The following is a 25,911-nucleotide window of genomic DNA, read 5'->3' as shown; positions in this document are numbered from 1 at the left end:
TATTCGTATTGATTCATCGAGTAATCATAATTATTATGATTCATTGAAATGTCTTAAAATACACATCATAACAACAATAGGAAATCTTAATTTTTAATTAAGGACATACTTTTAAATAAGTAAGAGTTTGTGGTGGATGCCTTGGGTCTGGAAGTCGATGAAGGACGTGATTACCTGCGATAAGCCTCGTGGAGCTGGATATAAGCTACGAAACGGGGATTTCCGAATGGGGGAACCTAGCTAGGGTAATACCTAGTTGCCATCTTCTGAATACATAGGAATTTGAGCGAGACACCATGTGAACTGAAACATCTTAGTAGCATGAGGAAAAGAAAATAAACAATGATTTCTTTAGTAGCGGCGAGCGAACGAGAAAGAGCCCAAACCACATTAGTGGGGTTGTAGGACAATCTATACAGAGTTACAAAGTTAAATGATAGCAGAAACGTTTGGGAAGACGTAGCATAGAGGGTGATACTCCCGTAAGCGAAATTATTTAACCTCTTGATTGTATCCTGAGTAGGGCGGGGCACGTGAAACCCTGTCTGAATCTGCCGGGACCACCCGGTAAGGCTAAATACTAACCAGACACCGATAGTGAACTAGTACCGTGAGGGAAAGGTGAAAAGAACCCCGAGAGGGGAGTGAAATAGATTCTGAAACCACTTACTTACAATTAGTCAGAGCCCATTTAAGGGTGATGGCGTACATCTTGCAGTATGGACCGGCGAGTTATGTTATCATGCGAGGTTAAGCGGAAAAAAGCGGAGCCGTAGAGAAATCGAGTCTTAATAGGGCGCTTTAGTATGATGGCATACACCCGAAACCAGGTGATCTATTCATGAGCAGGCTGAAGCTTGGGTAACACCAAGTGGAGGGCCGAACCGTAGTACGCTGAAAAGTGCCCGGATGACTTGTGAATAGCGGAGAAATTCCAATCGAACTTGGAGATAGCTGGTTCTCCTCGAAATAGCTTTAGGGCTAGCGTGTGGTGTTAAATGATGGTGGTAAAGCACTGAATGTGGAATGGCCGCGCCTAGCGGTACTGACTATAATCAAACTCTGAATACCATCATGTATTGCCATGCAGTCGGAACCGGGGTGCTAACGTCCCGGCTCGCGAGGGAAACAACCCAGATCGTCGGCTAAGGTCCCAAATTCGTGTTAAGTGAGAAAGGTTGTGGGGTTTCATAAACAACTAGGAAGTTGGCTTAGAAGCAGCCATCTTTTAAAGAGTGCGTAATAGCTCACTAGTCAAGAGACCCTGCGCCAATAATTTAACGGGACTAAAACACGAAACCGAAGCCACGGGTACATTTATGTACGTTAGAGGAGCGTTCTTAGGGCAATGAAGTCAGACCGTGAGGACTGGTGGAGCGCTAAGAAGTGAGAATGCCGGTATGAGTAACGATTCGTGGTGAGAATCCACGACGCCTATTGGGGAAGGTTTCCTGGGCAAGGTTCGTCCACCCAGGGTTAGTCAGGGCCTAAGGCGAGGCGGAAACGCGTAGTCGATGGACAACAGGTTAATATTCCTGTACTTTCTATAATTGTGATGGAGTGACGGAGAAGGATAGGCTTACCTCTTACTGGATTGAGGGGCAAGTAGCAACTGGGAATTGTAGGCAAATCCGCAATTCATTAACCGGGAGCTATGATGCATAGGCGTTAGCTGAATTAGTTGATTTCATACTTCCAAGAAAAGCTTCTAAACTTTAAAATTATGGAAACCTGTACCGAGAACGGACACACGTCCCCAAGATGAGTATTCTAAGGCGAGCGAGAAAACTAGTGTTAAGGAACTCTGCAAAATGACCCCGTAAGTTCGCAAGAAGGGGTGCTCACGCAAGTGAGCCACAGAAAATTATGAGGGGCAACTGTTTATCAAAAACACAGCTCTCTGCTAAACCGCAAGGTGATGTATAGGGGGTGAAGCCTGCCCAGTGCCCGAAGGTTAAGTGGATGCGTTAGCTTATGCGAAGCGTTGAAATGAAGCCCGGGTGAACGGCGGCCGTAACTATAACGGTCCTAAGGTAGCGAAATTCCTTGTCGGCTAAATACTGACCTGCACGAAAGGCGCAATGATCTCTCAACTGTCTCAACACTAGACTCGGTGAAATTATGGTCCCAGTGAAAACGCTGGGTACCCGCATCAAGACGAAAAGACCCCATGGAGCTTTACTACAACTTCGTATTGAAATTTGGTCTAACATGTGTAGGATAGGTGGGAGACGTTGAAGCTAGGACGCTAGTTCTAGTGGAGTCAACCTTGAAATACCACCCTTGTTATATTGAGTTTCTAACCTGCCATCATAATCGGGTGGGGGGACAGTGCGTGGTGGGTAGTTTGACTGGGGCGGTCGCCTCCTAAAGAGTAACGGAGGCGTTCAAAGGTACACTCAATACGGTCAGAAACCGTATGCAGAGCGCAAAGGTAGAAGTGTGCTTGACTGTGAGACTTACAAGTCGAGCAGGTGCGAAAGCAGGACTTAGTGATCCGGCTGTACATTGTGGAATGGCAGTCGCTCAACGGATAAAAGTTACCCTGGGGATAACAGGCTTATCTTGCCCAAGAGATCACATCGACGGCAAGGTTTGGCACCTCGATGTCGGCTCATCGCATCCTGGAGCTGGAGTCGGTTCCAAGGGTTGGGCTGTTCGCCCATTAAAGCGGTACGCGAGCTGGGTTCAGAACGTCGTGAGACAGTTCGGTCCCTATCTGATGTGGGCGTTGGAATATTGATGAGAGCCGTTTTTAGTACGAGAGGACCGAAACGGACGTACCGCTGGTGTTCCAGTTGTTCCGCCAGGAGCATAGCTGGGTAGCTAAGTACGGAAAGGATAACCGCTGAAAGCATCTAAGTGGGAAGCCTCCTCAAAGATTAGTATTCCCTTGAGATTCCTTGAAGACTACAAGGTCGATAGGCTGGAGGTGTAAGCATAGTGATATGTTGAGCTGACCAGTACTAATAAATCGATAGGTTTAAAAGTAATGTGTATTTAATACATTTCAATGAATTTTAAATTACTATTCAGTTTTCAGAGAACACGCTGCTAAAAGCAGTATTTTTTTTATTTTTTGAAACAACTTTAAAAATTAAAATAAATTTTGTTTAATTAATTTAATAAAGTACTAAAATAAGTAAAGTATTTAATTATTGAGTGAGCAAGATGAAAAATAAGGGATTTATTGATAGAGCTATTATTATTCATTGAATAATTTTTGTACTATGTTGCTTTGTTTTTGGAATTGCTATAATATATTCACACTCTTTAATATTAGGATACGTAATTGGGTCATCGTTGTCATATTTACTTTTGGAAATGAGAATATTTTTTACAACCAAGAGTTTGAGCTCGAAATCAGCTGCGTGAATTTTTAGCATTTTAAGTTGATTAAGTTCACTTTTGTTAGTCAGTGTAATTTTAGCCAGTATTCTTTTAATTAATAAGTATGTCAGCACTCAAGAAAACTTAATGACAGGTTCAATTAATGTTTTTGCATTTAGTTTTTCATTAATTCAAATACAAATTGCCATAATGATATCTCACATTAAGTTTAAAATAAGAAAGGGGTAAAATGGAAAAATTTCGTGAAAATTTTGGAAAATGAAATCAGCCACAGTTATTGTCGTTAATTGTCACTGTTTTAATTATTTTTACGATAGCTTTAATTATTTTTATTAAGATTAAAAAACATTCAAGACCAAATAAAGCGCCAACAAAAACAGTATTAGTAGCCGAAAATTTCGTTAGTGCAATGGATGCTTCGTACGTCGAGAATACTAACGACACTCTTTCGATTGCTCGTTTCTATATTTTTTCACTATTTACTTTCTTATTAGTTGGGAATATGCTTGGATTGATTGGATTAGAACCAATTGCCACATCATATTCAGTTACATTAACATTAGCAGGAATCACATTTGTTGGTATTTATTTAGTTGGTTTATGATATCAAAGATTGCGTTTCTTCTTGCGTTATATTAAAAATCCGCCAGAAATTATTGGTCAGTTTGCCCCTTTAATTTCGCTAGGTTTTAGGATGTTTGGTAACATTACTGCCGGTTCTGTAATTATGTATGCTACTTATTTTCTTAGCGGATGAATTTGGAGCGTAATATTTCCAGGACCACAAATGTATTTTTTTGCAGTGGTAATTACGCCATGGATGCACATGTTTTTTGACATATTCGGAGCTTTGATTCAAGCATTAATTTTTAGCGTTTTAACAACTATTTATTGGTCCAATGAAGTTGAAATCAGACCAAAAAAACAACGTAAAAATAATCAAAAATCAATGGAAAAAGAAAATAATATTATAACAATTACAAAGGATATTTATTAGGAGGGAAAGATGGACAAAGGTTTATTTGCTGTTGGGGCAGGATTATGTATGATGGGATGTATCGGAACCGGATTAGGTCAAGGTCTAGCCAGTGGGCGAGCTGCGGAAGCTGTTGGGCGTAATCCAGAAGCTGCATCAAAAATTAGAACAATTATGATTATTGGTATGTCTCTTTCAGAATCGTCAGCGATCTATTGTTTTCTAATTGCGATCTTGATCTTGTTTGTTTTAAGATAAGAGGAAAATATGGTGCATTTAAATTTTATTGCTAAGCCAGTAAAACTAAGTGGCATTAGCACTGGAATTGAAGAAAAAATTCAACAAATTTATCCAGCTTGACCAATGATGATAGCCACCCTAGTGGCACTTGTTATTGTGATGGTTATTTTGTGATTTTTATTGTATAAACCAGTAAAAAAAGCTATTTTAGATCGGCAAGAATATATTCAAAATAATATTAATCAAGCCGAACAAGCTCGCAAGAGTTCTCAAGCTTTATTAGATCAAGCGAATGAAAAATTACAATCAGCGCAAGAACAAGCCCAAGGTGTTATTAATGCTGCACGCAGCCGTGGAGATAAAGTTTTAGAAAACTATATTAACAAGGGCAAACGCGAAGCTGAGCGGATTATTAAAGCAGCTAAAACTGATATTAAATTGCAGAAACAAGCATTACAAGAACAAAATAAAGCACAAATAGCAGCCGTCGCTAGTGCTTTAAGTCGCAAAATATTAGCAGAGCATGCAAGCGAAGAAATTGAGCACAAAATTATCGACGAGTTTCTTAAAGGAGCATAATGTATCAAAAGGCTAATGTTGAAGCATATGCTTACGCTTTATTTAGTTTAGCACTTGAAAATGATGAACTTGACAAAATTAAGCAAGCATGATTTGATTTTAATACAGCGTGTGAACTTAATGATAAATTTAAAAATGCGTTGAGTAATAAAGCTATTTCACGTTGTGAAAAATTTAGTTATCTAGACCAAATAATGGGCGATTTAAACCTCGACACCTTATTAAACTTTTTTAAAGTTTTAATTGAACGCGATACATTCAGCCTTATTGACCGCATTTATTCTAAATTTAAATACTTGGTTAATGAACATAAAGGTATTAAAGAGGCATTTATTTATACAACTAAACCATTGAATATTACTCATAAAATGCGTTTTAAACATTATTTGGAATCAAAATACAAAACTCAAATTGAATTACATAACATTATTGATCCATCATTAATTGGTGGGTTTAAAATACAAATTGACTGCGATGTGATTGAACAAAACTTAGCATTAGATTTAATCAAACTAAGTAAAATCATTGCCCACAAAGGAGCATAATGGCTTATAGTGAAGATATTTATAAATTGATTAAGGCCCGTATCAAAAATTTTAACAGTGAAGTTGATTTTAGTGAGATTGGCCAAATTATTACCATCGGCGATGGAATTGCGTTAGCTAGCGGTTTAAATAATGTCAAAAACGGTGAAATCGTCTCTTTTAAGGACGATATTTACGGCATGGTTTTAAATCTTGAAGAAGACGTGGTTGGTATTGCGATTTTTGGCAATGCTAATAAACTCAGCGAAGGGGATGAGTGTAAGCGAACTGGGCAAGTTATTGCGATTCCAGTCGGTGATGAACTTGTTGGGCGAGTAATTAATGTTTTAGGTCAGCCTCTTGATGGCAGAGGAACAATCAAGACGACAAAAACAAGAGAAATTTTTCGTGTCGCACCAGGCGTTATGTCGCGTAAAGAAGTAAATGTCACCTTGGAAACTGGAATTATGGCTATTGACTCAATGATTCCTATCGGACGTGGGCAACGTGAATTAATTATTGGCGATCGTCAAACAGGTAAGACAGCAATCGCAATTGACACAATTATCAATCAAAAAGGAAAAAATGTCAAGTGTGTTTATGTGGCTATTGGGCAAAAAAATTCAACCGTAGCCCAAATTGTTCACAATCTTGAAGAGCATGGAGCAATGGAATATACAACTGTTGTAGTTTCTGGCGCTGCTGAGCTAGCTCCACAACAATATATCGCCCCTTATTCAGGAGTAACTATTGCTGAGGAGTGGATGGAAAAAGGTGAAGATGTTTTAATAGTTTATGACGATTTAACTAAGCATGCTGTTGCCTATCGAACTCTTTCTCTTCTTCTACGCCGCCCCCCAGGCCGTGAAGCTTATCCCGGCGATGTCTTTTATCTACACTCACAACTACTTGAAAGAGCAGCTAGGGTTAATAAACAACACGGCGGCGGTTCAATAACTGCTTTACCAATTGTTGAAACGCAACAAGGGGATATTTCGGCGTATATTCCAACTAATGTGATTTCAATAACTGATGGCCAAATTTTTACTCGTGAGAACTTATTCCATGCGGGTCAGCGTCCTGCTGTTGATGTCGGTTTTAGCGTTTCACGTGTTGGTTCAGCAGCTCAAATTAAAGCGATGAAAAAAGTTTCGTCTTCACTGAAATTAGAACTAGCACAATACAACGAAATGCTAGCTTTTGCTCAATTTGGTAGCGATCTTGATGCTTCGACAAAGGCGATTTTAGAACATGGTGCTAAGGTTTTCGAACTTTTAAAACAACCACAATATCATCCAATTAATGTTTATGCTCAGGTTGCAATCTTGCTAGGGAATAAAGAGCGAATTATCAATCCTTTACCAAAAGAAGCAATCGCTAAATATCATGCAAAAGTTTATCAGTGAATGAGCAGTCCTGAAGGGATTATTATTAGCGATGAAATTATTCACGCTGATAATGATTTAACCGAGGAAATAAAAGAGACTATCATTACTAAATTGATAGCCATTGTTAAAGATATTATCGCTTCTTGACCACACTACGATCCAAGACAACACAGTCCAATTCCTGCTAAGTATCGTGACCGTTTCGAGGTGTAAATGGCCAGTCTACAAAAAATTAAATCGCGCTTACAAACCGTTGAATCAATTCGCAAAATTACACACGCTATGGAACTTGTTTCGACTTCAAAAATGAGGCGTGCACGCGATTATTTTAATACTGCCTCACTTTATCATGACCAAGTAGTAGACTTGCTTGATAAATTTTTAATCAATGTTGACGCCAGTGAGTTACGCGAATATTGAGGACGCCAACTCCAACCACACCAAATTCATATTATTTTAGCTTCCGATATGGGTTTGGCTGGATCTTACAATTCCAATGTTTTAAAACTAGCTAGCCAACAAATTAAACCTGGCGATGAATTAATTTTAATTGGCTCAAAAGCAATTGGCGCTTTTGCTCAAAAGTATCAAAATCAAGTCCTATTTTCTTGAAAATGAGAACAAATTGAACCTAATATAATTGCCAATCAACTTAGCCGTAAATTGATCGACAGGTATATTGACGGCAGTATTGGTAAAATTAATGTAATTTACAACAAGTTTATTAATAATTTAGTTCAACAAGAATGTATTGAGCAAATTTTGCCTTATGAAAGAGGTCAAGAGCTAAATCATAATGCTAAGGGAACACAAATTATTGATTTTGAACCCAACGCCCACGATGTTTTAGTAAATGCCTTGCCTATTTTTGTTAGTGCCAAGATTAATCTAGCATTTGCTGGCGCAATTATAAGTGAATATGCGGCTCGACGATCAGCGATGGAAACAGCTACTGATAATGCCGACGAATTAATAAACGATTTAAATCTAGAGTACAATCGTAAACGCCAAAGCAATATTACTCAAGAATTAAACGAAATAGTTGGCGGAGCCAACGCAGTATAAGGAGCAATATGAATTCAAAAGGTAAAATAGTTCAAATTTTAGGTCCCGTTGTCGATGTTAAATTCCCCGAGGGACAATTACCAGCTCTTTTGAACGCCCTTGAGGTAAATTTTGAAAATAAAAAATATACTCTTGAGGTTGCTCAGCATATCGGAGATGAAACCGTCCGTACTATTTCAATGGTGTCTACCAATGGTTTGGCGCGTGGTGTTGAGGTTGTAGATACAGGCGCCCCAATTTCTGTTCCTGTTGGTGAAGGGGTTTTAGGTCGTATGTTTAATGTTTTAGGTGAAGCAATTGACGAAAAAGAGCAGCCAAAAACTGAATTAATGCCAATTCACGCGAAGGCGCCGACTTATGAAGAACAAAAAACAGTTAGCGAAATTCTCGAAACAGGTATTAAAGTAGTTGACTTATTAATTCCTTATGCCAAAGGTGGAAAAATAGGACTTTTTGGCGGAGCTGGCGTTGGTAAAACAGTTCTTGTTCAGGAGTTAATCAACAACATCGCCACACAACACGGTGGTCTATCAGTTTTTGCTGGCGTTGGCGAACGCACTCGTGAAGGAAACGATCTTTACCACGAGATGAAGGCTACCGGCGTTTTAGATAAAACTGCACTAGTTTTTGGCCAGATGAACGAACCCCCGGGAGCTAGAATGCGTGTTGCTTTAACTGGATTAACAATGGCTGAATATTTCCGTGACCAGCAAAATCAAGACGTTTTATTATTTGTTGATAATATCTTTCGTTTCACGCAAGCTGGTTCTGAAGTGTCCGCCCTTTTAGGGCGTATGCCGTCAGCAGTTGGTTATCAACCTACACTTGCGACAGAAATGGGTCAACTACAAGAGCGTATTACTTCAACAAATAAAGGTTCTATTACATCGGTACAAGCTGTTTATGTGCCTGCCGATGATTTAACTGACCCTGCACCGGCTACAACTTTCAATCACCTTGATGCAAAAACTGTTTTAGACCGTAACATCGCTGCACTCGGGATTTATCCAGCTGTTGATCCTTTGGAATCGAGTTCAAAATTGCTTGACCCACTAGTGGTTGGACAGGAACACTATAATGTTGCTCACGGCGTTATCTCTATTTTGCAACGTTTTAAAGAATTGCAAGATATAATCGCAATCTTAGGGATGGGCGAACTAAGCGAAGAAGATAAATTAATTGTCTCGCGAGCACGCCGTATTAGAAACTTTTTATCGCAACCTTTTAGTGTTGCTGAGAAATTTTCTGGTAAAAAAGGTGCTTATGTTAAATTAAGCGACACTATTACCAGTTTTAAGGCAATACTCGAAGGTCATTATGATGATGTCCCCGAAGATTTATTCCTTTATGCCAGTGATATAACTGAGGTTGACGCACGTTACGAATCATATAAAACTCAACAAGCATCTTCTACAAACCGAGAAAATGACGCAAAATAAAACCACTCACTTATTTATTTCGACGCCAACCGGTATATTCTTTGAAGGCGATGTTGAATTAGTAATATTATCAACTATTTCCGGTGGCAATATTACATTAATGCCTAATCGCACGCAATTTATGTCTAATATTGCTGTTGGTAAATTATTAATTAATTCAGTTGGTCATCCTGAACACAAAGTTTGTGCTATCGGTGGTGGAATTGTTTATGCCGACGCAAAGCAAATCAAAATTATTACTGATGATATTGTTTATGACAAAGATATTGTTCTTTCATGAGCAGAACAACAACGTGACAATGCATTAGAACATATGAAATCAGCCACTGCGGATGAATATGCTAAATATGAAGCTCAATTACGAAAAGCTATTTCTAAGATCAATATTTACAACGGTCAAAAATAATTAAGTCATGCCCAACAAGGGCATTTTTTATTAAAAAGTGCATTTTGCACTCAATTTAATACTGCTTTTATTGATTTTTGTTGCATAAATCTATTATTAACTGGTGGTAGTTATCTTAGTCTGCGTAAAAATTTCAACACAAATAAAAAACTGGCACAATAGGCCAGCATATATATGAACTCTACACAAGGGAAGATGCCCTAGCAATATAATTAAGAAAAGCTATATTTTTATCTTAAACATATTAAAAAACAGTTTGCCAGCGTCTTTTTAGACTTCTTAGCGATAAGTATAAGTATAATATATATGATTTAAGAAAAAGAGGAACAATGACATTATTAGAGTACGCAAAATCAATATTTAACGAAATGAAGCAAATTAGACGCCAAATTCACCAACATCCTGAATCTGGTTTTGTTTTACCGAATACAACAGCTTTAATTAAGTCAGTTTTAGACAAATATAATATTTCTTACCAAAATTTAGCAGATACTTATGCAATTGTTGGTTCGCTAGGAGATTCCAAAAAAGGAAAAACAGTTCTTTTACGAGCTGATATGGATGCAGTTAGTGTTGATGAGCAATCAGGGTTAGAATTTGCATCGACAAATGGCAAAGCGCATTTGTGTGGGCATGATATCCACACAACATCTTTGATTGCCACTTTAATCATGTTGAAAGCACATGAACATGAATTAAACGGTGAGGTTAAATTTTTATTTCAGCCCGCTGAAGAAACGTTGAATGGTGGCAAATTAATGTTAGAAAAAGGGGTGTTGAGTTCTAAAATTGATGCCGGTTTAGCTTTACATATGTGACCTAATGGCGAAAAGTTAGGAATTATTGTGCAAAAATCACAAGTTTTAGCTTCTGCATTAAATTTCAGGATTGAAATCGAAGGAAAAGGAGCGCATGGAGCGATGTCTTTTAATGGTATTGATCCAGTGATTGTTGCTTCGCAAATTATTAGTGCATTCAATATTATGGTGGCACACGAATTACCATCGAATAAATCTGCTTCTGTCTCGGTTGGTTTAATTAATACTCCCGGGGGCGGTGTGAATGTTATTCCGCCAAAAGTTATTCTCGAAGGTACTGCTCGATCATTGTTCAATGAATCAGCGCTTCATGTTCAAAAACGCCTACCTGAGATTGCAAATTATATTGCTCAAGCTTATCGCGCAAAAGCTAACTTTGAGGTGTTAGCGAACGTTCCTGCCTTAGTTAATACGCCGGAAATGAGTGAGTTAGTGTTCAATAGTGCTCAGTCAGTTTTAGGTAACAACTATGACTTAAGATATTCGGAACCTGAACTTGCGTCAGAAGATTATGCCTACTTAGCAAGTCATTTGCCACAAAGTTGTTATTTCTTCGTTTCCTGTCCACTCCCAAATAAAAGCGGTCAAATATATCAAGTTCACAATCCACAAGTATTATTTAATGAAGAGGCTTTAATAATAGGTCCGGCCACACTTGCCCAAGCAGCAATAGATTTTTTAGCGAAATAATATGTCATATAACATTCAAGATTTAATTATATTAATTTTAGAAATACTTGGAACTATGGCTTTTGCCGCTTCTGGAGCAAGTGTGGCAATTAGCAAAAAAATGGATCTTTTTGGCGTGTGTACACTAGGCGCTACAACAGCGGTTGGTGGGGGTATTATTAGAGATTTAATTTTAGGTAAATTTCCGCCTGCGGCGTTCAAAAATCCAATTTATGTGCTAACTAGTCTTCTTGTTTCGTTGCTAGTTTTCTTTCTTAATGGTCGTAAAGTTAGTGCGTTAGCAAAAAAAGGTTATTCATTTGTTGATGCAGTTGGATTAGCAGTCTTTTCCATTGTTGGAGCAATTCAAGCAATTGATCACGACAACTTATTCTTGATTGTTTTTGTTGGTGTAATAACAGGTGTTGGTGGGGGTATGCTTAGAGATATTTTCGCTGGCAAAATTCCAATTATATTTCAAACCGATATTTATGCCACTGCTTCTGTAGTCGGTGTTCTAGCTTTTGCGGGGCTATACCGCTGAAATGGTTATGTGGCAACTGCGTTAGGTTCCATTATTATTTTATTGATTCGGATTTTAGCAATCAAATTTAATTGGTCTCTGCCAAAAAACAAGTAGTGAAGCTACTTGTTTTTTGTTCGACTATTTAAATTCAGATATCTATGGCAAACTTGAATAAGCTGTTTCGAGATGTAAATTGACCAAAAATACACAAAAAAGCAATCATAAAGATTGCTTTGCTTGATTGTAAGTTCAAGTGCAACACAAATTAATGTAAAATTAAATTGTGAGGCTTGAACTTTTTTGTTTCGATTATTCTTTAAAATAAAAAAAAGAAAAAAGCTCCAAATTGGCCAGGAACTTCATATGAATTATAGCATTAAAAAATATACCCATATAACAAAAAGTGATAGAGAAGCAATTAAAAGTTATTTAGAAATAAATTTATCAATAAGAAAAATTGCAAATATATTACATAAAAACCCATCTACAGTAAGTAGAGAAATAAAAAGAAATTTAGATAAATTTGGGAAATATTCCCCATTTTATGCTGATATCAAAGCCCAAAGACGTCATTATCATAAATATTATTTTAAATTTTTGAATAGTAAATATAGTGAATTTAGTGAATTATTTCTAAAAAAATTTGACAAAAAATATTATGGGGTAAAACTTACCCATAAATATATAAAAGAGAATTTTAAAATTAAAATCCCTTGCTTAAAAACAGTATTCAATTGAATCAAAACAAATAAATGAATAATCAAAAGATCAAATTTATTGCGTTCCTCATATAAAAAGGGTGGAAAAAGACATGCAAGCGCAATTAGTCGCCTTGTAACATCAGCTGATTATGTATTCCCGATATGAACAAGACCTAAATCGATAGATAATCGTGAAGAATATGGTCATTGAGAAGCTGATATGATAGTTGGGAAAAGAGCTACTGGATATAACAACATTCTTACTTTAACAGAGAGAAAAACCAGAGTCGGTTTTGCGATTTTGATACCAAGTAAAAACCCAATGAAGGTGAATGCAGCATTAAGAAAACTCGTTTTAGAAAGACAATTAATAGTAAAAACTATAACTATTGATAATGGCATAGAATTCGAAAAAATAGGTATTTTGGCAAAATGACTCGATATAAAAATATATAGAGCTGAGCCATACGCCTCTTTTCAAAGAGGATCAAACGAACACTGAAATGGACTTATAAGACGCGAATACAAAAAAGGATTTGATTTTAATCAAATTTCGCAAGAAATATTAGACCAAATTACCAAAAGAATAAATGATATGCCAAGAGAAATTTTGGGTTGAAAATCTGCCAATGATTTATTTATCGAGGCCAACTTTTACGGCCTAGTATGATAGTCGCTTATTATCTTGCATAAGCTCTATCCGCTTACACAATCTGCCTCTTTATTTTCTAACCCCAAACCCCTTACATAGGGGCTTTTCATCATAAGTTGTATTATCTTTTTGCAACCCCAAACCCATTGAAAAGGGGCTTTTCTTTCTTCCTAACCCCCAACCCCTTACATAAGGGGCTTTTATAGTAACTACTATTTGCAAAAAATGAGAAAAAAATCATTAAAATGTTAAAATAAAAAAGCCAAGCGCATGTGTTGCACTTGAACTTACTATTTAGGAAAGCAATCATAAAGATTGCTTTTTGCTTATTTTCATTTTGAGTGTGTAGGGTTAGATATTACTTGATCATCAACAAGTGTGTAGCCATCATTGTTTAGTTCAACTTTTGTGCGATAAATTTTAATAGGTTGAGCTGTGTATGATGAGTGAGGATCAGTTGTTAATCTTTTATTTTTGTCTGCAACGCTTTCGATGTAAGAAGAAGGGTTAACTAAGACACTATTACCCTCTTTATCGACAAATTGCACCATATAAACAGTTTTATTATTTTTTGTTGTGGCTAATATTTGAATATTAGTTGGATTGATTGAATATAAACTATATGCTACTAATTCTGCTAAACCGTATGAACCAATACCTTTTTTGTATTGATTGATATTATTACTTAATCCATCTAAATGCGAATAAATAAATTGATTGCTAATTTTATCTTCTTTTATGTATTTGACAGCAAATTTAAGTATATCCTTAGACATTTCGTCAATCAGTGAATTATAGTCTTTTTCGTTAAGTGAATGAAGAATTTCAGGTTTGAATAGCGCTCATTCACCACCGGCGTTACTTGTATACATATTGTCAACATATTTATATGATTCATCAGCGCTATTTGGATTATCTTTTGGATTTTTTAATAAGTAATAAATTGGTAATAAAGCATTAGTTGTATTAGTTTCTTCCTCACCTAGGCCATAAACAAATTTTGACAATACTTTCATAACATTTGTATAGGCTTTTGTGAATGAATCGATTGTTGCATTCTGATAAAATTCCTCAGTATACATTCTCTCTGAAAGTAATTTAGGAATGATAACATAGTTTTCTAGACTATTACTAATTGGTGAGTTAGGACCCTCAAATTTAATGCTATCCTCATTAGCTACTAAATCTTTAATTAGTTTTTGCTCTTTATGTAATAGTGAATATCCAAATGGAGACTTAGCGAAAATATAGTGTGCAAATAGCTGAATAGCCTCTTTTTTTAGTGGCACTTTAACATGAACTATTTGCCCGTTTTGGTCTTCTTTAGTGTAGTAATTTGAAATAACTAGATTATTAATTTGTCAAAATTCTCGGAATTGGTCCAATGAGACAAAATATGAAGCTCTAAGTTGTTTAAATGAATTTTCGAAGGCCTTTATAACCTCATTTAACTCATCTTCACTGCTATATATATTTTTATCTTTTAGTATTTTTTTGAATTCGTCAATTGATTTATTGTTTAAAAGATTGTTTTTCGTGTGTAAATTACGTGCTTTTTTAATTGTTTGGTTATCTCGGAATGGATTAACACATGAAATTGTTGCTAGTGGCGTAATTGTTGCTAGTGGTGCTAAGGTTAATAATAATTTTTTCATATATATTTAACTCCTAAAGCGTTGCTGAGTAATTTCATGATTTAATTCCTAGATATGTAATTATTGATGAAATTACTAAAACAACAGAACTAAATGACAAAATCCCTATTCCATATGCCTTATAAGCTCGATATGGTTGAATTTCGTTATCTCAAATTTGAACACTAGTAATTGTTTCTATATCTCTTGAAATACGAACAATTAAAACTATTGATATAATCGCGGCAACAAAAGCAATCAACCCAACAAAAGCTCACGTAATTGTATTTTTCTTAACATTAACTTTACGCATATTTTATCCTTTAATTGTACTTCCTTGACGACTAATAGCATTCATAATTTTTTTCCGAGCAAAGAAGAAGAAGATGAACATTGGTGCAATAACCATAATTGAACCAGCCATTTTAATATTATAGAAAATACGAGCATCACTAGTTGTGTTATCAGTACCAACATCAAATAGTCACACTGACATAACTCTATAATCTCTCCCTGCGATTAATGAAGGTCATAGATATGAGTTTCAAGAAGCAAGAGTTGTTAAAATTACAATTGTAAGTGTTGTTGGAGTTACCATTGGGATAGCAATTTTAAATAGATATTTTGCACCAACAACACCATCAACCATCGCAACTTCCTTCATTCTATTCGGAATAGATTCAAAAGCATTACGATACATTAAAGCGTTGAAGATTGAAGCCACAAATGGAATTGCGATAACAAATAAGTTGTAATTAAATAATCCAAATTTATCGTGTGATGGTGGTTTTATTGCATTATTCATCTGTACAACTACTCATTTTTGACCTGAAAGCAATGCTACTTCAGGTAAAACAAGCATCATAATTAGAATTGATCAAACTAAGTTTTTTCCTCTTCATTTTTTCAAACTAAAAGCATAACCTAGTAACATTGTTAAAAAGATTTTTAAAACAATTGAAATTAAAACGTTAGCAATAGTTAAAAAGAATGAAAATAAATATCCTCTTTCTCACCCTTTTTGTCAAGGTCAAAAGGCTTTTGCGCTACCGACAGCAGCTTTACGAAGGTTAGAAAATAATTGTCAACTTTGAGGTCATAAACCTGAGGTACCTTGTTTAATTTGGTCGGCCTGGTTATTGTCGACTGAGGCAATCAAAATCATGTATGCAAACGGGATCATAACAATCATTGCAAAAAACACTAGCAAAATTAATTTAACAAAATATTTAGTAACAAGTGATGCTAATGAATTATCACGTACTTGTTGAGTAACTGAATCTCGAGTGCGTTTTAGCCTTGAATTCTGTCATTTCTGCTGAATTTTTAATTTTGTTTCAAACATCAGATTCTCCTTTGTTAATTGAAGCTAGTGTTAGAGCTCTAAATCCGCCCCGAATGATTGTTGAGTATGTTACCCCGATAATAAATAGAACAATTGAAGCTGCGCCAGCTAGGGCAAATTGATTATTTTGCACAAAATGATAGATGAATAGCATAATTGTTGATGCCCCGGCACTAATTGCAGTATTAGATTTATTCTCGAATAAAGCTAGTGGGAAAACTTTAATACCATTGATAATTCCCATCGTCATAATAAAAGTGATTGTTTTATTGATTGATGGTAATGTGATTGTGAAAAATTGTTTAGCACCACTAACTCCATCGATTGAAGCTGAACGATATAAGTTTTTATCAACTGATAACATTGCGGTTGTGAAAAGAAGAATGTTGAAAGCCAAACCTCCTCAAACACCGTTAATTAGCATAACTAACATTGATTTGAAAGCGGTAGTATCTAGTCCACCTAGTCATTCTGTATTACCTTCTAAACCGAATCCTCTAAGTATTTGGTTAAATACACCATTTGTTTGGAAAATTTGAACAAATGCAAGCGAGACAGCAACTATGTTTGTTACGTAAGGTAAGAAGAATATAGTTTGTAAAAAACCTCTTAAACTTTTACGTACGACTGTTGCTATTAATGATGATATAAGTAACGAAATAATCATCGATAGTGGCAATACTAAAATACCATAAATAAATGAGTTTCTTATACCTACAGCGAATGACAATTTATTAAATAAATCAACAACGTTTGCAAATCATATAAAATTACCACTTTTATCAGTAACCGCTGAATATATATTACGCACAAAAGGTACAGCAGTAAATGTAATAAGTACTGATAAGGCCGGAATAATAAGTAGTAAAGCAACAAAGAAACTTGTGCGACGATCAACTACTGATTCACTAATTGCATTATTTCTTTTGGCTTGTTTATTAATTGTGAAGTCGAAAATAAAACGACTTTTTGTATTTAAACTTTTAGTTTTATAAAATTCATTAAACATGATATTCAATTCTTTCTTCAGTTGTTGAATCGAAAATATGCAATCTTCTTACAGGAATGTTAAAGTGGATTAAATCTCCGGCTTTGAAATCGTATTTATTATTTACTAAGAAGTTTAGTTTTGTTTTTTCGCTTAATTCGACAATTAGTTTAGATTCTTTTCCAAACTGTTCGATAACTTTAACTTTACCGCTAAATTGAGCCTTGCTTGCATCATCGATGATGATGTAGTCCTCAGCACGAACACCAACATTAACTTCGGCGGCATCTTTATTTTCTAAGGTGATACCGTCAATATTAACGCCCATAATGCTTAGTTGGCCGTCTTTGTATTGACCTGGTAGAAGACCCATTTCTGGCATTCCTAAGAAACGAGCCACAAATTGGTTAACTGGCTTGTTGTATAGTTCCATTGGTGTACCCATTTGTTGAACTTTGGCTGTTGACATACAGATAACAATATCAGAAATTGACATCGCTTCTTCTTGGTCGTGAGTAACAAACACTGTGGTGATACCTAAACTTTGTTGAATTTCACGGATTCATTGACGTGTACTAATCCGTAATTTAGCATCAAGGTTTGATAGTGGTTCGTCCATTAATAAAATTTTTGGTTTTTTAACAATTGCCCGGGCAATTGAAACACGTTGTTGTTGCCCACCAGAAAGTCTAGTTGGTTTTTTCTGTAAAATTCCCAAAATATTTACACGTTTAGCAACTTCAAGAACATCACGGTGTAACGCTTTTGGAATTGAGATAATATCTTTGGAAATTTCAGCAATTTCGGCACGCTCTTCGGCTGTTAAATTGAAATTACGATTTTTAATATCCTCGGCCATTATTTTTTTGAAGCCAAATTCAGTATCTAATTCTTTTTCTAAACGTTCATGCTCTTTTTGCATAATAATTGGAATAATCCGCATATTTCTTTCAGCACGTTTAACTTTATCTTTGCTAATGGTTTTTAATTCTTTTTTAGCTTGATCTAAATCATCTTTAAGTGCTTTAATTTTATCAATATTTTCTTCACGTATTTTGTGTAATTTTAATGAATATTTACTGATAGCTTGTTCAGTTAAAAGGTCACGTTCAAATTTAGACAGTGCGATTGCATCTTTTAACTCAAAGTTCATTTTTTCAGCTTCCATAATTGTTTTAGCTAGTTCATCGAAGCCGTCGTGAATTTTTTGTACATATTCAATGCCATTAGTTGCAACTGATTTATGACCTTTAAATCTAAATCATTTACGTTTAAATTCAGTTATATTAGCTAAATTTAATTCAGTCATGCCTTCATTAAATATTGCTGGAAGAGCAAATTTAACTTCCTGAATTTCTCTTTGAACGCCATTTACTTTTTCAATTGCTTTTTCTTGTTTTAAATTAGCAATAATTTTTTTGCATTCAGATTTTAAATCACCAAGACGTTCTAAAAGATTTTTAGCAAGCATAGTAGATTTAGCATTATATTTATTTTGGGCAAGTTTGTAATTACTTTGAGCGGTTGAAAAATTACGTCTGCGAGTAGCGATTTCACGTGATTGCAATCTCTCTAATTCATCCAAAACTCCACGAGTATTAATTACATTTTTCAAATATTCATCAAGTTTTTCTTGACTAGCGCCAAGTTTTCTTAAATAAATGTTATTAATTTTTGTTTTAGCAATTAATGATTTGGTAATAATGCTATTTTGCCATGCAGGGTCATTTTTTAGTGGGAATGCAATATTTGCATACACGCTCATGTGTGGATACAAGGCATAGTTTTGGAAAACGAATCCGATTTTACGTTTTTGTGGTGTTAAAGCGGTAACGTTTTTACCATAAAAACGAACCTTACCACTACTTATTGTTAATAATCCAGAGATTGCATTAAGTGCCGTTGTTTTTCCAGAACCTGATGGACCTAAAAGAGTAACAAGTTTACCTTCTGGAATTTTAAAACTTACATCATCAACCGCAAGCGTTTCACCAAAGTCGATATAAACGTTTTTTAATTCAATGGCTGGTAGTTCCTTATCTTCTTTTTGAGAAGAAACTAAGTCTAATATACGTTTATATTCGTTAAAATCTTCTTCAGTGTACTTAGTTAGTTTCTTCTTCAAAAAATTAATTGTACGACCAATTATTCTCATAAGAATCCTTTCTTAATTTTTTGTTTTTATTTTTAATAGTCACTAATTTCCTGATAATCAAAAAATAGTGTTAACTGCTTTTGATTTTTAGGAATTGTCGAGTTATTAAAGATTTATTTATTTCTTTTAAAATTTTCAGGAATATAACCTTGATTTTGCTCTATCTTTGTAAAAACTGATTTTTTTTCTTTATATCAAAATGGTTTTCAAGCATTACCCAAAGGTTTAATTTTATAAACCTTAGAAAAATCAGCTGGTGTTTTGCGTCATCATAATCATCCCGAGTAAAAACCTCTCCCGTTTTCATAGGCGTCTTTTAAGGCCAAGCCCAGTGCGTTATAGGTATATCAAATTAAGCCATATTTATAAATATGATAATATGTATTTATTTTTGATTTATCTTGTTCATATGGCAACGTTAAACCAGCTCTTGTGATTTCCACTGAGTATGAACTTAAAGGCATATCCAAAGTTAAAGGATGTATTTTTTGTCCGTTTGCATCCGTAGGCAATTTATCAATTTTAGGATTAAAGAAAATATCTGCTGTTGTTCGACCAAAACCATCTTTTTCACCTACAAAAAGGTAAACCGGCTTTCCTAATGGTAAAGTGTCTTTACCGAATTTTGAAGCTTTTTCACCTCATTTTAATTCATTGGGATCTGGGATTCGCCCGCCAACAGATTTTTCAGGAGTATCTATACCGGCTAGTCTAATTGTGATTTCTTGGCCTTTTTTAAAATCGCCTTTGTCTTCTGAAATTTCGACATCAAACGTGTCACCATCTTTATGTCTAGTAATTTCTGCCTTCACTAATCTACTTGTGGTCTCTGTTTTTGATGTATCAAAGCGAAAATCTCAATAGGTTTTTGTGCAGGCGGCACTAATAGTCAATGTCTGAACCGGGATTGCTAAAAGCGAAACTCCACATAATATTTTATTTTTCATATTTTTCCTTTGAATAATAGAAACACTTGTATCTTTGGATACAAATGTTTCAGAGGATTAAATTTATAAATTAATTAAGATTTAAATGTTTGAGCTTCATCATTTAGTAAGCCCACGATGGTTTCGAATGAAGTTGATTTTTTCTCTGCTTCAGTCAATGATTTACCTCATTTATCTCTTATTGTTTGAGCAGCTGCTTTATAAGCACTATTAAATTGATCTCTATATGGTGCTGAGAATTTGCTTGCCGGTTCTTCATATCAAGTAGTATTTTTGTCAGCAAAAAGATCAAAGGCGATTTTTAGATATTTATTTTTTTCAATTACCTTTTTAAGGTCGTCGCTTTTATCGAAATTTTTATATGGAATAATGTAAGAAGCTTTAAAAGAAATGTATCCTAAGTTTGTAGTTTCGATTGATTGATCTTCGCCGTGATTGAATGTAGTTTTTTGATTATTATTTATTACATAACTTAAAAATCTCATCGCCGCTTTATTTAAGCGTTCACCTTTGTCGATTACGTAAAGGTTAGGACCTTGAAGGAATGCGGTATCTTTTAGTGAAGACGCATCGTATTTTTTAGGGGTTCTATATGCAACAAGTTCACTTTCTTGTAGAGTATCTTTCGGACTACGTGTAGCAACTTTATATTTATTTTCAATTGTTTTAGGTGTTGTGTCAAATGAATAGATATTTCAAACAGTTTGAACTTTTGTGTCCTTGTACTCAGAAATAACACCTAATTTTTTAACAGGTGAATCAGCTTCATTAGCTAGCTTTTCGATATTATCAAGTTGAGCTTTACCATTTGTGTCTTTATCTTTTGGTTTGCTATTAACTCTAATGATGTAGTCTGTGTCTTTTAATGCATTAAGTTTTTCGATAAGTGCATCATCATTTTTTGCAGTTTTAAAGTAGTAACCTTTTTCCAATTTAGAATTAGATGCTACATATGCATTAGGGTACTTAAATTTAATTTGTTTTTTATTATCTTTATTTGTAATTTGTCCAACGTTGTCATTTTCAATTATTGCAATTGGTTTATTAGCGTTGTCAAAAAATTGTATATATGGTTTGAATTCTTTATCGCTAACGAAGTTGTGTGTGTAACCAGCTGTTGATCCAAAGTTAGCTCCAACCTTGTGGTTAACTTCATCAGTTGATGAATATGATCCGCCACCATAGATTTTTAATGCACCAGCTTTAACAGCTTCTAAAAGTAATTCATACATTTCTTTATGTGCCTTATATGCATCAGATCCATTATTTAATTGGTCAAATTTAACAATCGTTTTACCTTCACCGTCTTTATCGACAGCCATTAACATTTTCTTGTCATCTCCGTTGAATTTAGAATAAATTACCGTGTTTAAAATTCCAGACGGGTCATCGATACCAAGTAATGCAACAGTTGAACCTGGAACAGAAGATTTTTCGAAGATTTTGATTGCATCAGTGATAAATTTAATAAATGTTTTGAATTCTTGAAAAATTGATTTTTTAATTTCTTTATTTGGGTATTTTTCAGTAGTGAAAATTTTCTCAATTTCTTTTTTATCCTTAGCTTTTCCGAAGTAATCGTCACTACTAATAACACTAATGTCATCTTTTCAAGATTCGTCATCTAGTTTAAAGTCTTTTGTTAATTCGGAATCAATTGTATATCCAGCTTTTTTTAAGGTTTGAAGTACGTATTTATAAATAGGCCCATTAATACCGAAAGCAACAGTTGATTTTAATAGAGGGATTGAGTAATTTGCTCCTGGAGCAATACCTTGAATTCTATCGTTTACAGCCGTGAATCTTTCTTCAAATTTAGATCTTTCAATTTTATTTTCGCCAAATTTAGGATCGGCTAAATTGACACCTTTTTTAAATCTGATTATTTCTGAGATTGTAGAACCGTAGTTTACTGTAATACTTGGAATATTTGATGTATCATTATTTTCTAACGCAGACACAACGTAATTGTGACCGGCTGAATAACCCGAACCGATGTTTTTAAGTTCAACTCTTAATAAGACGTTATCAATTTTATTTTGATTTTCATCAATTTGTTTTTTTAGTTCTTCTTTTTTTGCTTTATCTTTTTCAGTCTCTAGTCGTGTTTTAAGAGTTTTAATCTCTTGTTTTGCTTTGATTTTTTCTTCTGCAACTTTTTCGTTGTATTTATTAATCACGCCCTCAAGTGCGTTTCATTGTTCTTTTCCCTGTGAAAATGTAACACCAACTTTTACTGTATTTTCTTCTTGTTTACCACAAGATGCAGCAATAAGTGGGGCAGTCATTGTCGTCACACCTGCCAACGACATAAATGGAAGTATTATTTTATTCTTTTTCATTAATTTTAATTTTCCTCTCAAAAAATCCTTATTGCAATATATGAACACGCTACAAAAATATAAACCCTACGTTTTTGTATTAGCAATTAAATTATACTATTTATAACGGAATTTAAGATTTTGGCAACCACCTGATATAGAAATAATTCCAATTAAAAAATGAAGAAAAACACCTGCTAAATGCTACTTTTAGCGGTATTTTATTCTTTTTTGTAATTACGCGATAAGTTCTGATATGTTATTTGATAAATAATTTTTTCAAAATCTAATTGTACTTGGTATTGAAGTTCATTTCTCATATTATCATTTTTACTAATAAGTTGTTTTTTATTCAGTTTATTTTTTCAACTTATGAACTTATTATTTGTGCTGGTAATTCTTATAGTTCAATCTGTTAATTCATCCAGAAGTCCAAGCTTTTTAAGTTGGTTAATAGATGCGGGTTGAGGTCCTATTGAAAAAATAAAATTAGTAAAATTTTTATATGCTGCATAAACTTTTGAATAGTAATTCTTTTTGACAAAATAAAGTTTATTAATTCAGTCATCAACTTGATTTTCACTGATCATTTGTGTGTTTTTAGCTAATTTATTTTGGCGAGCTATATCTGAAAGATAAAAAAACCATTGTTGATGAAAGTAATTATAAAATACAAATGCCCGTTTTGTTTTGCTATAAATTTCATTTAAAAACGGATTGAGTTTTTTTGCATTCTCAATAAATAACTTATATTCAGAAATTAGTCAATAATTTGTGTATGGATTTATTGTTGCTAGTTTGTTTTGGATAGCAAGAGAATCCTTATCAAATTCTTTTACTAGCTCGTTGGTTGTAGGGTATTTATTGAATATTTGTGTCCATTTTTGATTTAAATCTTTATCAGTTAAGAATTCAAATAAATTAGCTAGGTCAGCTAAAACAAAGCTAAAAGCATCTGCTGATTTTGATTCGCTTGCTTTTTGTCCCAGGTATTTGTAGTGGTTAAGTCATGATAAAGCAAAAATTTTAAGTGGTTCAAGTAAGTTTGGTAGTTGCTCAATTTGATTTTCTATTTGAGCAACAATTTTATTAAATTTGTTCAGATCTTCAGTATATTTTTCAGTATTTTGATTAGTTTCTATAATTTTATTGGCTATTTCCATAGTATTATATATATGCTGATTTAATTCTTGGGCATGTAATGAATTTTTATCTTCAATATCTCTATAAAGCAATAGATAATCTAAAAAATAGTAATCAAGAACCTCTGCTTTTGCAGTTGTGATTTTGTCATTTTTTTCGCCATATTGTTCTAAGCTAAGATTAAATGATTTTTTAAATGCATTTTCATATTCGTGGTAAATTACGCTTGAATCGCGATTATCGTTGTTGCAACTTGCTGTAAATAAAATTGGAGATAGGATTGCTGGTGTTAATGTGATAAATTTAATTTTTTTTATTTTCATAATGTTAATTATATAAATTACTATTAAAATATAAATCAAATAAAATTCAAGTTTTATAATATATAATATTTAAATATTTATGTAATTAAGGAGGTCTTAAAAATTATGATAATGTGAATTATTTTCGGCGTTGTAGTGGTTCTTTTAATTGGGTTTATTGTATTTTCAGCCATTAAAGATAGAATTGCTAAAAAGAAAAGAAGAATGCAAGAAATTGCTTTTAAAGCCTTAGCTCAGGAAAGAAAAGAAGCTACCGTGATTATGTTGCAATTATTAGTTGTCAAAAACCAAGAAGTCTTAGATAGCTTTGAACCTAGCATAGGGTCATTTAAAATGAGCCAAGTTGTTGATACTGCACGTGATTTTTTATTGCAATATCAACAAGAAAAGGAATTTAAAGATTATGTTTCTACATATACAGGCAATAAAACATTGATGAAACACTATGCAATACTGCGGGATCGACGCTCAACTTTATGAAAAAATGAAAAAAATTCGTTGAAATTTATTGAAGATGAGTATTTCTTAATTGATCAAGACAATAAAAAAGACTTAATTACTGAAGTAAAAGAAGAAATAGAGGAGTTTTATAATAATGCATTCAATAAAAAATCTTAATCTTGCAAATAAGTTGACATTAACTAGAATGATTTTACTTATACCGCTTTTATTAGTAACAGCATTATATGTTGTTTTATCACGTTTTAGTTTGCAAGTATCACCAACGCTTATAGCTCCAAGAATTTTAATTGTATTTGTACTGTTAATTTTTGGTGGTGCAATGATAACTGATTTCTTGGATGGTTATTTCGCTCGCAAAAATAAAACCATAACCCCATTTGGTAAACTATGAGATCCAATCGCTGATAAAATGATTACAACTGTTACTTTAATATTTATAGCAGTGATTTCAAGCGGTTATGTTTCTTATTTACTTGTTGCCTTGCTGATTGTGAGAGATTTAATTGTCGATGGATGTCGTGTTGTTATGAAAGAACACAAAATCGATGTTGCCGCATCGATTTGAGGTAAAATTAAAACTATAATTTTATCGTCAGCAATAGTATTTATATTGATTTTAAACATTGTTTGACCATCTCTTGACCTATTTGTTATTAATTATGTTTCTGGAATATCTTTGGATGCGATAACTTGAGGGTTATGATGAGTTGTGAATATACCTTTAATGTTAGCTCTTGGTTTTAGTGTTTTCTCTGGTGTATTATATGTAGTTAAAGCGTGGAAGTTGGTAATTGCTGAGACAAAAGTACAAGAAAGCGATGTTGATCTAAGTAATGAGGACAAAGCACTTAAACCCGCTCCAACACAATTTGGTTCAAAAAATGACCCAGATTTTAAAGAAGATATTAATATAAAATCGCTTGATATGCAGGAAAATAATTCGGATATGAAACCAAAAAATATTAATATTGAAGATACAAGTGAGTATTCAGACAATAGTGTTGGACGCTTCAATTTAGATTAATTAAAAAATTAAAATTAAAAAGACACAATTATGAGACACCCACAGTTGTGTCTTTTTAATTCGCAAGCTAACTCAAAAGTTAAAATAAAATAAATTATTGCTTTATGTGTTCTAGTCAATGTATCAAAATAACTATAAATATCAAGGTATTTAATCTTGTCAATTAAATCTAGGTCATTGACATTTGGTAAAATTCTAAAAATTTGCTCTCCGTTGGCACTAATTGCCTTCATTA

The 25,911-nt window shown here is 34.0% G+C and carries 23 protein-coding genes and 1 rRNA gene; 14 read left to right on the top strand and 10 right to left on the bottom strand.

All coding sequences use genetic code 4. The features are described 5' to 3' along the window. The first annotated feature begins 109 nt into the window (after positions 1-109). Positions 110-2,991 (top strand): 23S ribosomal RNA (locus MCFN_RS02250). 164 nt (positions 2,992-3,155) lie between these two features. Here the strand turns inward: MCFN_RS02250 and MCFN_RS02245 are convergent. After that, on the bottom strand, positions 3,156-3,539 hold the full coding sequence (locus MCFN_RS02245; RefSeq protein WP_038561921.1) for a hypothetical protein: 384 nt from the start codon (positions 3,537-3,539) through the stop codon (positions 3,156-3,158). 41 nt (positions 3,540-3,580) lie between these two features. Between MCFN_RS02245 and MCFN_RS02240 the strand changes: the two genes are divergently transcribed. From MCFN_RS02240 to MCFN_RS02190, 11 genes are all read left to right on the top strand, one after another. After that, positions 3,581-4,348, top strand: coding sequence for a F0F1 ATP synthase subunit A (locus MCFN_RS02240; RefSeq protein WP_038561917.1), 768 nt, complete (start codon positions 3,581-3,583; stop codon positions 4,346-4,348). A 9-nt stretch (positions 4,349-4,357) separates the two neighbouring features. Then, positions 4,358-4,585: an ATP synthase F0 subunit C gene (atpE, locus tag MCFN_RS02235; protein WP_038561915.1), complete on the top strand. Its 228-nt coding sequence runs from the start codon at positions 4,358-4,360 to the stop codon at positions 4,583-4,585. A 9-nt stretch (positions 4,586-4,594) separates the two neighbouring features. Beyond that, a complete protein-coding gene (gene atpF / locus MCFN_RS02230) occupies positions 4,595-5,146 on the top strand; it encodes a F0F1 ATP synthase subunit B (RefSeq protein WP_051604574.1) in 552 nt (183 codons plus the stop codon). Beyond that, positions 5,146-5,691, top strand: coding sequence for an ATP synthase F1 subunit delta (gene atpH / locus MCFN_RS02225; RefSeq protein ID WP_038561912.1), 546 nt, complete (start codon positions 5,146-5,148; stop codon positions 5,689-5,691). Before atpF ends, atpH begins: the two co-directional genes overlap by 1 nt. After that, on the top strand, positions 5,691-7,271 hold the full coding sequence (gene atpA, locus MCFN_RS02220) for a F0F1 ATP synthase subunit alpha (protein WP_318023851.1): 1,581 nt from the start codon (positions 5,691-5,693) through the stop codon (positions 7,269-7,271). The genes atpH and atpA overlap by 1 nt, the downstream gene beginning before the upstream one ends. Next, entirely contained in the window at positions 7,272-8,123 is an 852-nt protein-coding gene (gene atpG / locus MCFN_RS02215; protein WP_038561907.1) for an ATP synthase F1 subunit gamma, read from the top strand. 8 nt (positions 8,124-8,131) lie between these two features. Continuing rightward, on the top strand, positions 8,132-9,562 hold the full coding sequence (gene atpD / locus MCFN_RS02210; protein ID WP_051604573.1) for a F0F1 ATP synthase subunit beta: 1,431 nt from the start codon (positions 8,132-8,134) through the stop codon (positions 9,560-9,562). Continuing rightward, positions 9,549-9,968 carry a F0F1 ATP synthase subunit epsilon gene (locus MCFN_RS02205; protein WP_038561901.1) on the top strand — a complete coding sequence of 140 codons (420 nt, stop codon included), beginning with the start codon at positions 9,549-9,551 and terminating at the stop codon, positions 9,966-9,968. The genes atpD and MCFN_RS02205 overlap by 14 nt, the downstream gene beginning before the upstream one ends. Positions 9,969-10,297: 329 nt before the next feature. Further along, the gene (locus MCFN_RS02200) at positions 10,298-11,476 is read left to right on the top strand and encodes a M20 metallopeptidase family protein (RefSeq protein WP_038561898.1); all 1,179 of its coding nucleotides are present in this window, start codon (positions 10,298-10,300) and stop codon (positions 11,474-11,476) included. 1 nt (position 11,477) lies between these two features. After that, positions 11,478-12,095, top strand: a complete 618-nt coding sequence (locus MCFN_RS02195) for a trimeric intracellular cation channel family protein (RefSeq protein ID WP_038561896.1) — start codon at positions 11,478-11,480, stop codon at positions 12,093-12,095. Between the two features lie 249 nt (positions 12,096-12,344). Beyond that, entirely contained in the window at positions 12,345-13,355 is a 1,011-nt protein-coding gene (locus tag MCFN_RS02190) for an IS30 family transposase (RefSeq protein WP_038561894.1), read from the top strand. A 305-nt stretch (positions 13,356-13,660) separates the two neighbouring features. Here the strand turns inward: MCFN_RS02190 and MCFN_RS02185 are convergent, their stop codons facing one another. The 8 genes from MCFN_RS02185 to MCFN_RS02150 all read right to left on the bottom strand — a co-directional run bounded on the left by MCFN_RS02185 (position 13,661) and on the right by MCFN_RS02150 (position 24,190). Then, the gene (locus tag MCFN_RS02185; RefSeq protein WP_038561890.1) at positions 13,661-14,989 is read right to left on the bottom strand and encodes a hypothetical protein; all 1,329 of its coding nucleotides are present in this window, start codon (positions 14,987-14,989) and stop codon (positions 13,661-13,663) included. Positions 14,990-15,002: 13 nt separating this feature from the next. Further along, positions 15,003-15,281: a hypothetical protein gene (locus tag MCFN_RS02180; RefSeq protein WP_038561887.1), complete on the bottom strand. Its 279-nt coding sequence runs from the start codon at positions 15,279-15,281 to the stop codon at positions 15,003-15,005. 3 nt (positions 15,282-15,284) lie between these two features. Further along, the gene (locus MCFN_RS02175; protein ID WP_038561885.1) at positions 15,285-16,313 is read right to left on the bottom strand and encodes a carbohydrate ABC transporter permease; all 1,029 of its coding nucleotides are present in this window, start codon (positions 16,311-16,313) and stop codon (positions 15,285-15,287) included. Beyond that, the gene (locus MCFN_RS02170) at positions 16,222-17,322 is read right to left on the bottom strand and encodes a carbohydrate ABC transporter permease (protein WP_038561882.1); all 1,101 of its coding nucleotides are present in this window, start codon (positions 17,320-17,322) and stop codon (positions 16,222-16,224) included. Before MCFN_RS02170 ends, MCFN_RS02175 begins: the two co-directional genes overlap by 92 nt. Next, entirely contained in the window at positions 17,315-19,456 is a 2,142-nt protein-coding gene (locus MCFN_RS02165; RefSeq protein ID WP_038561879.1) for an ATP-binding cassette domain-containing protein, read from the bottom strand. Before MCFN_RS02165 ends, MCFN_RS02170 begins: the two co-directional genes overlap by 8 nt. Positions 19,457-19,569: 113 nt before the next feature. After that, the gene (locus MCFN_RS02160) at positions 19,570-20,403 is read right to left on the bottom strand and encodes a thermonuclease family protein (RefSeq protein ID WP_038561877.1); all 834 of its coding nucleotides are present in this window, start codon (positions 20,401-20,403) and stop codon (positions 19,570-19,572) included. A gap of 74 nt (positions 20,404-20,477) precedes the next feature. After that, a complete protein-coding gene (locus tag MCFN_RS02155; RefSeq protein WP_081817284.1) occupies positions 20,478-22,745 on the bottom strand; it encodes a P68 family surface lipoprotein in 2,268 nt (755 codons plus the stop codon). Positions 22,746-22,945: 200 nt separating this feature from the next. Continuing rightward, complete coding sequence (locus tag MCFN_RS02150) at positions 22,946-24,190, bottom strand: hypothetical protein (protein WP_038561871.1); 1,245 nt, start codon at positions 24,188-24,190, stop codon at positions 22,946-22,948. A gap of 105 nt (positions 24,191-24,295) precedes the next feature. On the opposite strand from MCFN_RS02150, the gene MCFN_RS02145 reads away from it, so the two are divergent. Both MCFN_RS02145 and pgsA read left to right on the top strand, forming a co-directional pair. Beyond that, positions 24,296-24,808, top strand: coding sequence for an MHJ_0274 family protein (locus tag MCFN_RS02145; protein WP_038561868.1), 513 nt, complete (start codon positions 24,296-24,298; stop codon positions 24,806-24,808). After that, positions 24,786-25,676, top strand: coding sequence for a CDP-diacylglycerol--glycerol-3-phosphate 3-phosphatidyltransferase (gene pgsA, locus MCFN_RS02140; protein ID WP_051604572.1), 891 nt, complete (start codon positions 24,786-24,788; stop codon positions 25,674-25,676). Before MCFN_RS02145 ends, pgsA begins: the two co-directional genes overlap by 23 nt. A gap of 14 nt (positions 25,677-25,690) precedes the next feature. On the opposite strand, the gene MCFN_RS02135 is transcribed toward pgsA, so the two are convergent. Then, positions 25,691-25,909, bottom strand: a complete 219-nt coding sequence (locus MCFN_RS02135) for a hypothetical protein (protein WP_162471739.1) — start codon at positions 25,907-25,909, stop codon at positions 25,691-25,693. Between the last annotated feature and the right edge of the window lie 2 nt (positions 25,910-25,911).

The organism is Mycoplasmopsis californica (genome assembly GCF_000695835.1).
Classification (GTDB): domain Bacteria; phylum Bacillota_I; class Bacilli_A; order Mycoplasmatales; family Metamycoplasmataceae; genus Mycoplasmopsis; species Mycoplasmopsis californica.
Note: the sequence above shows the minus strand (reverse complement) of the source record. Positions and strands in the feature narration are given on the sequence as shown.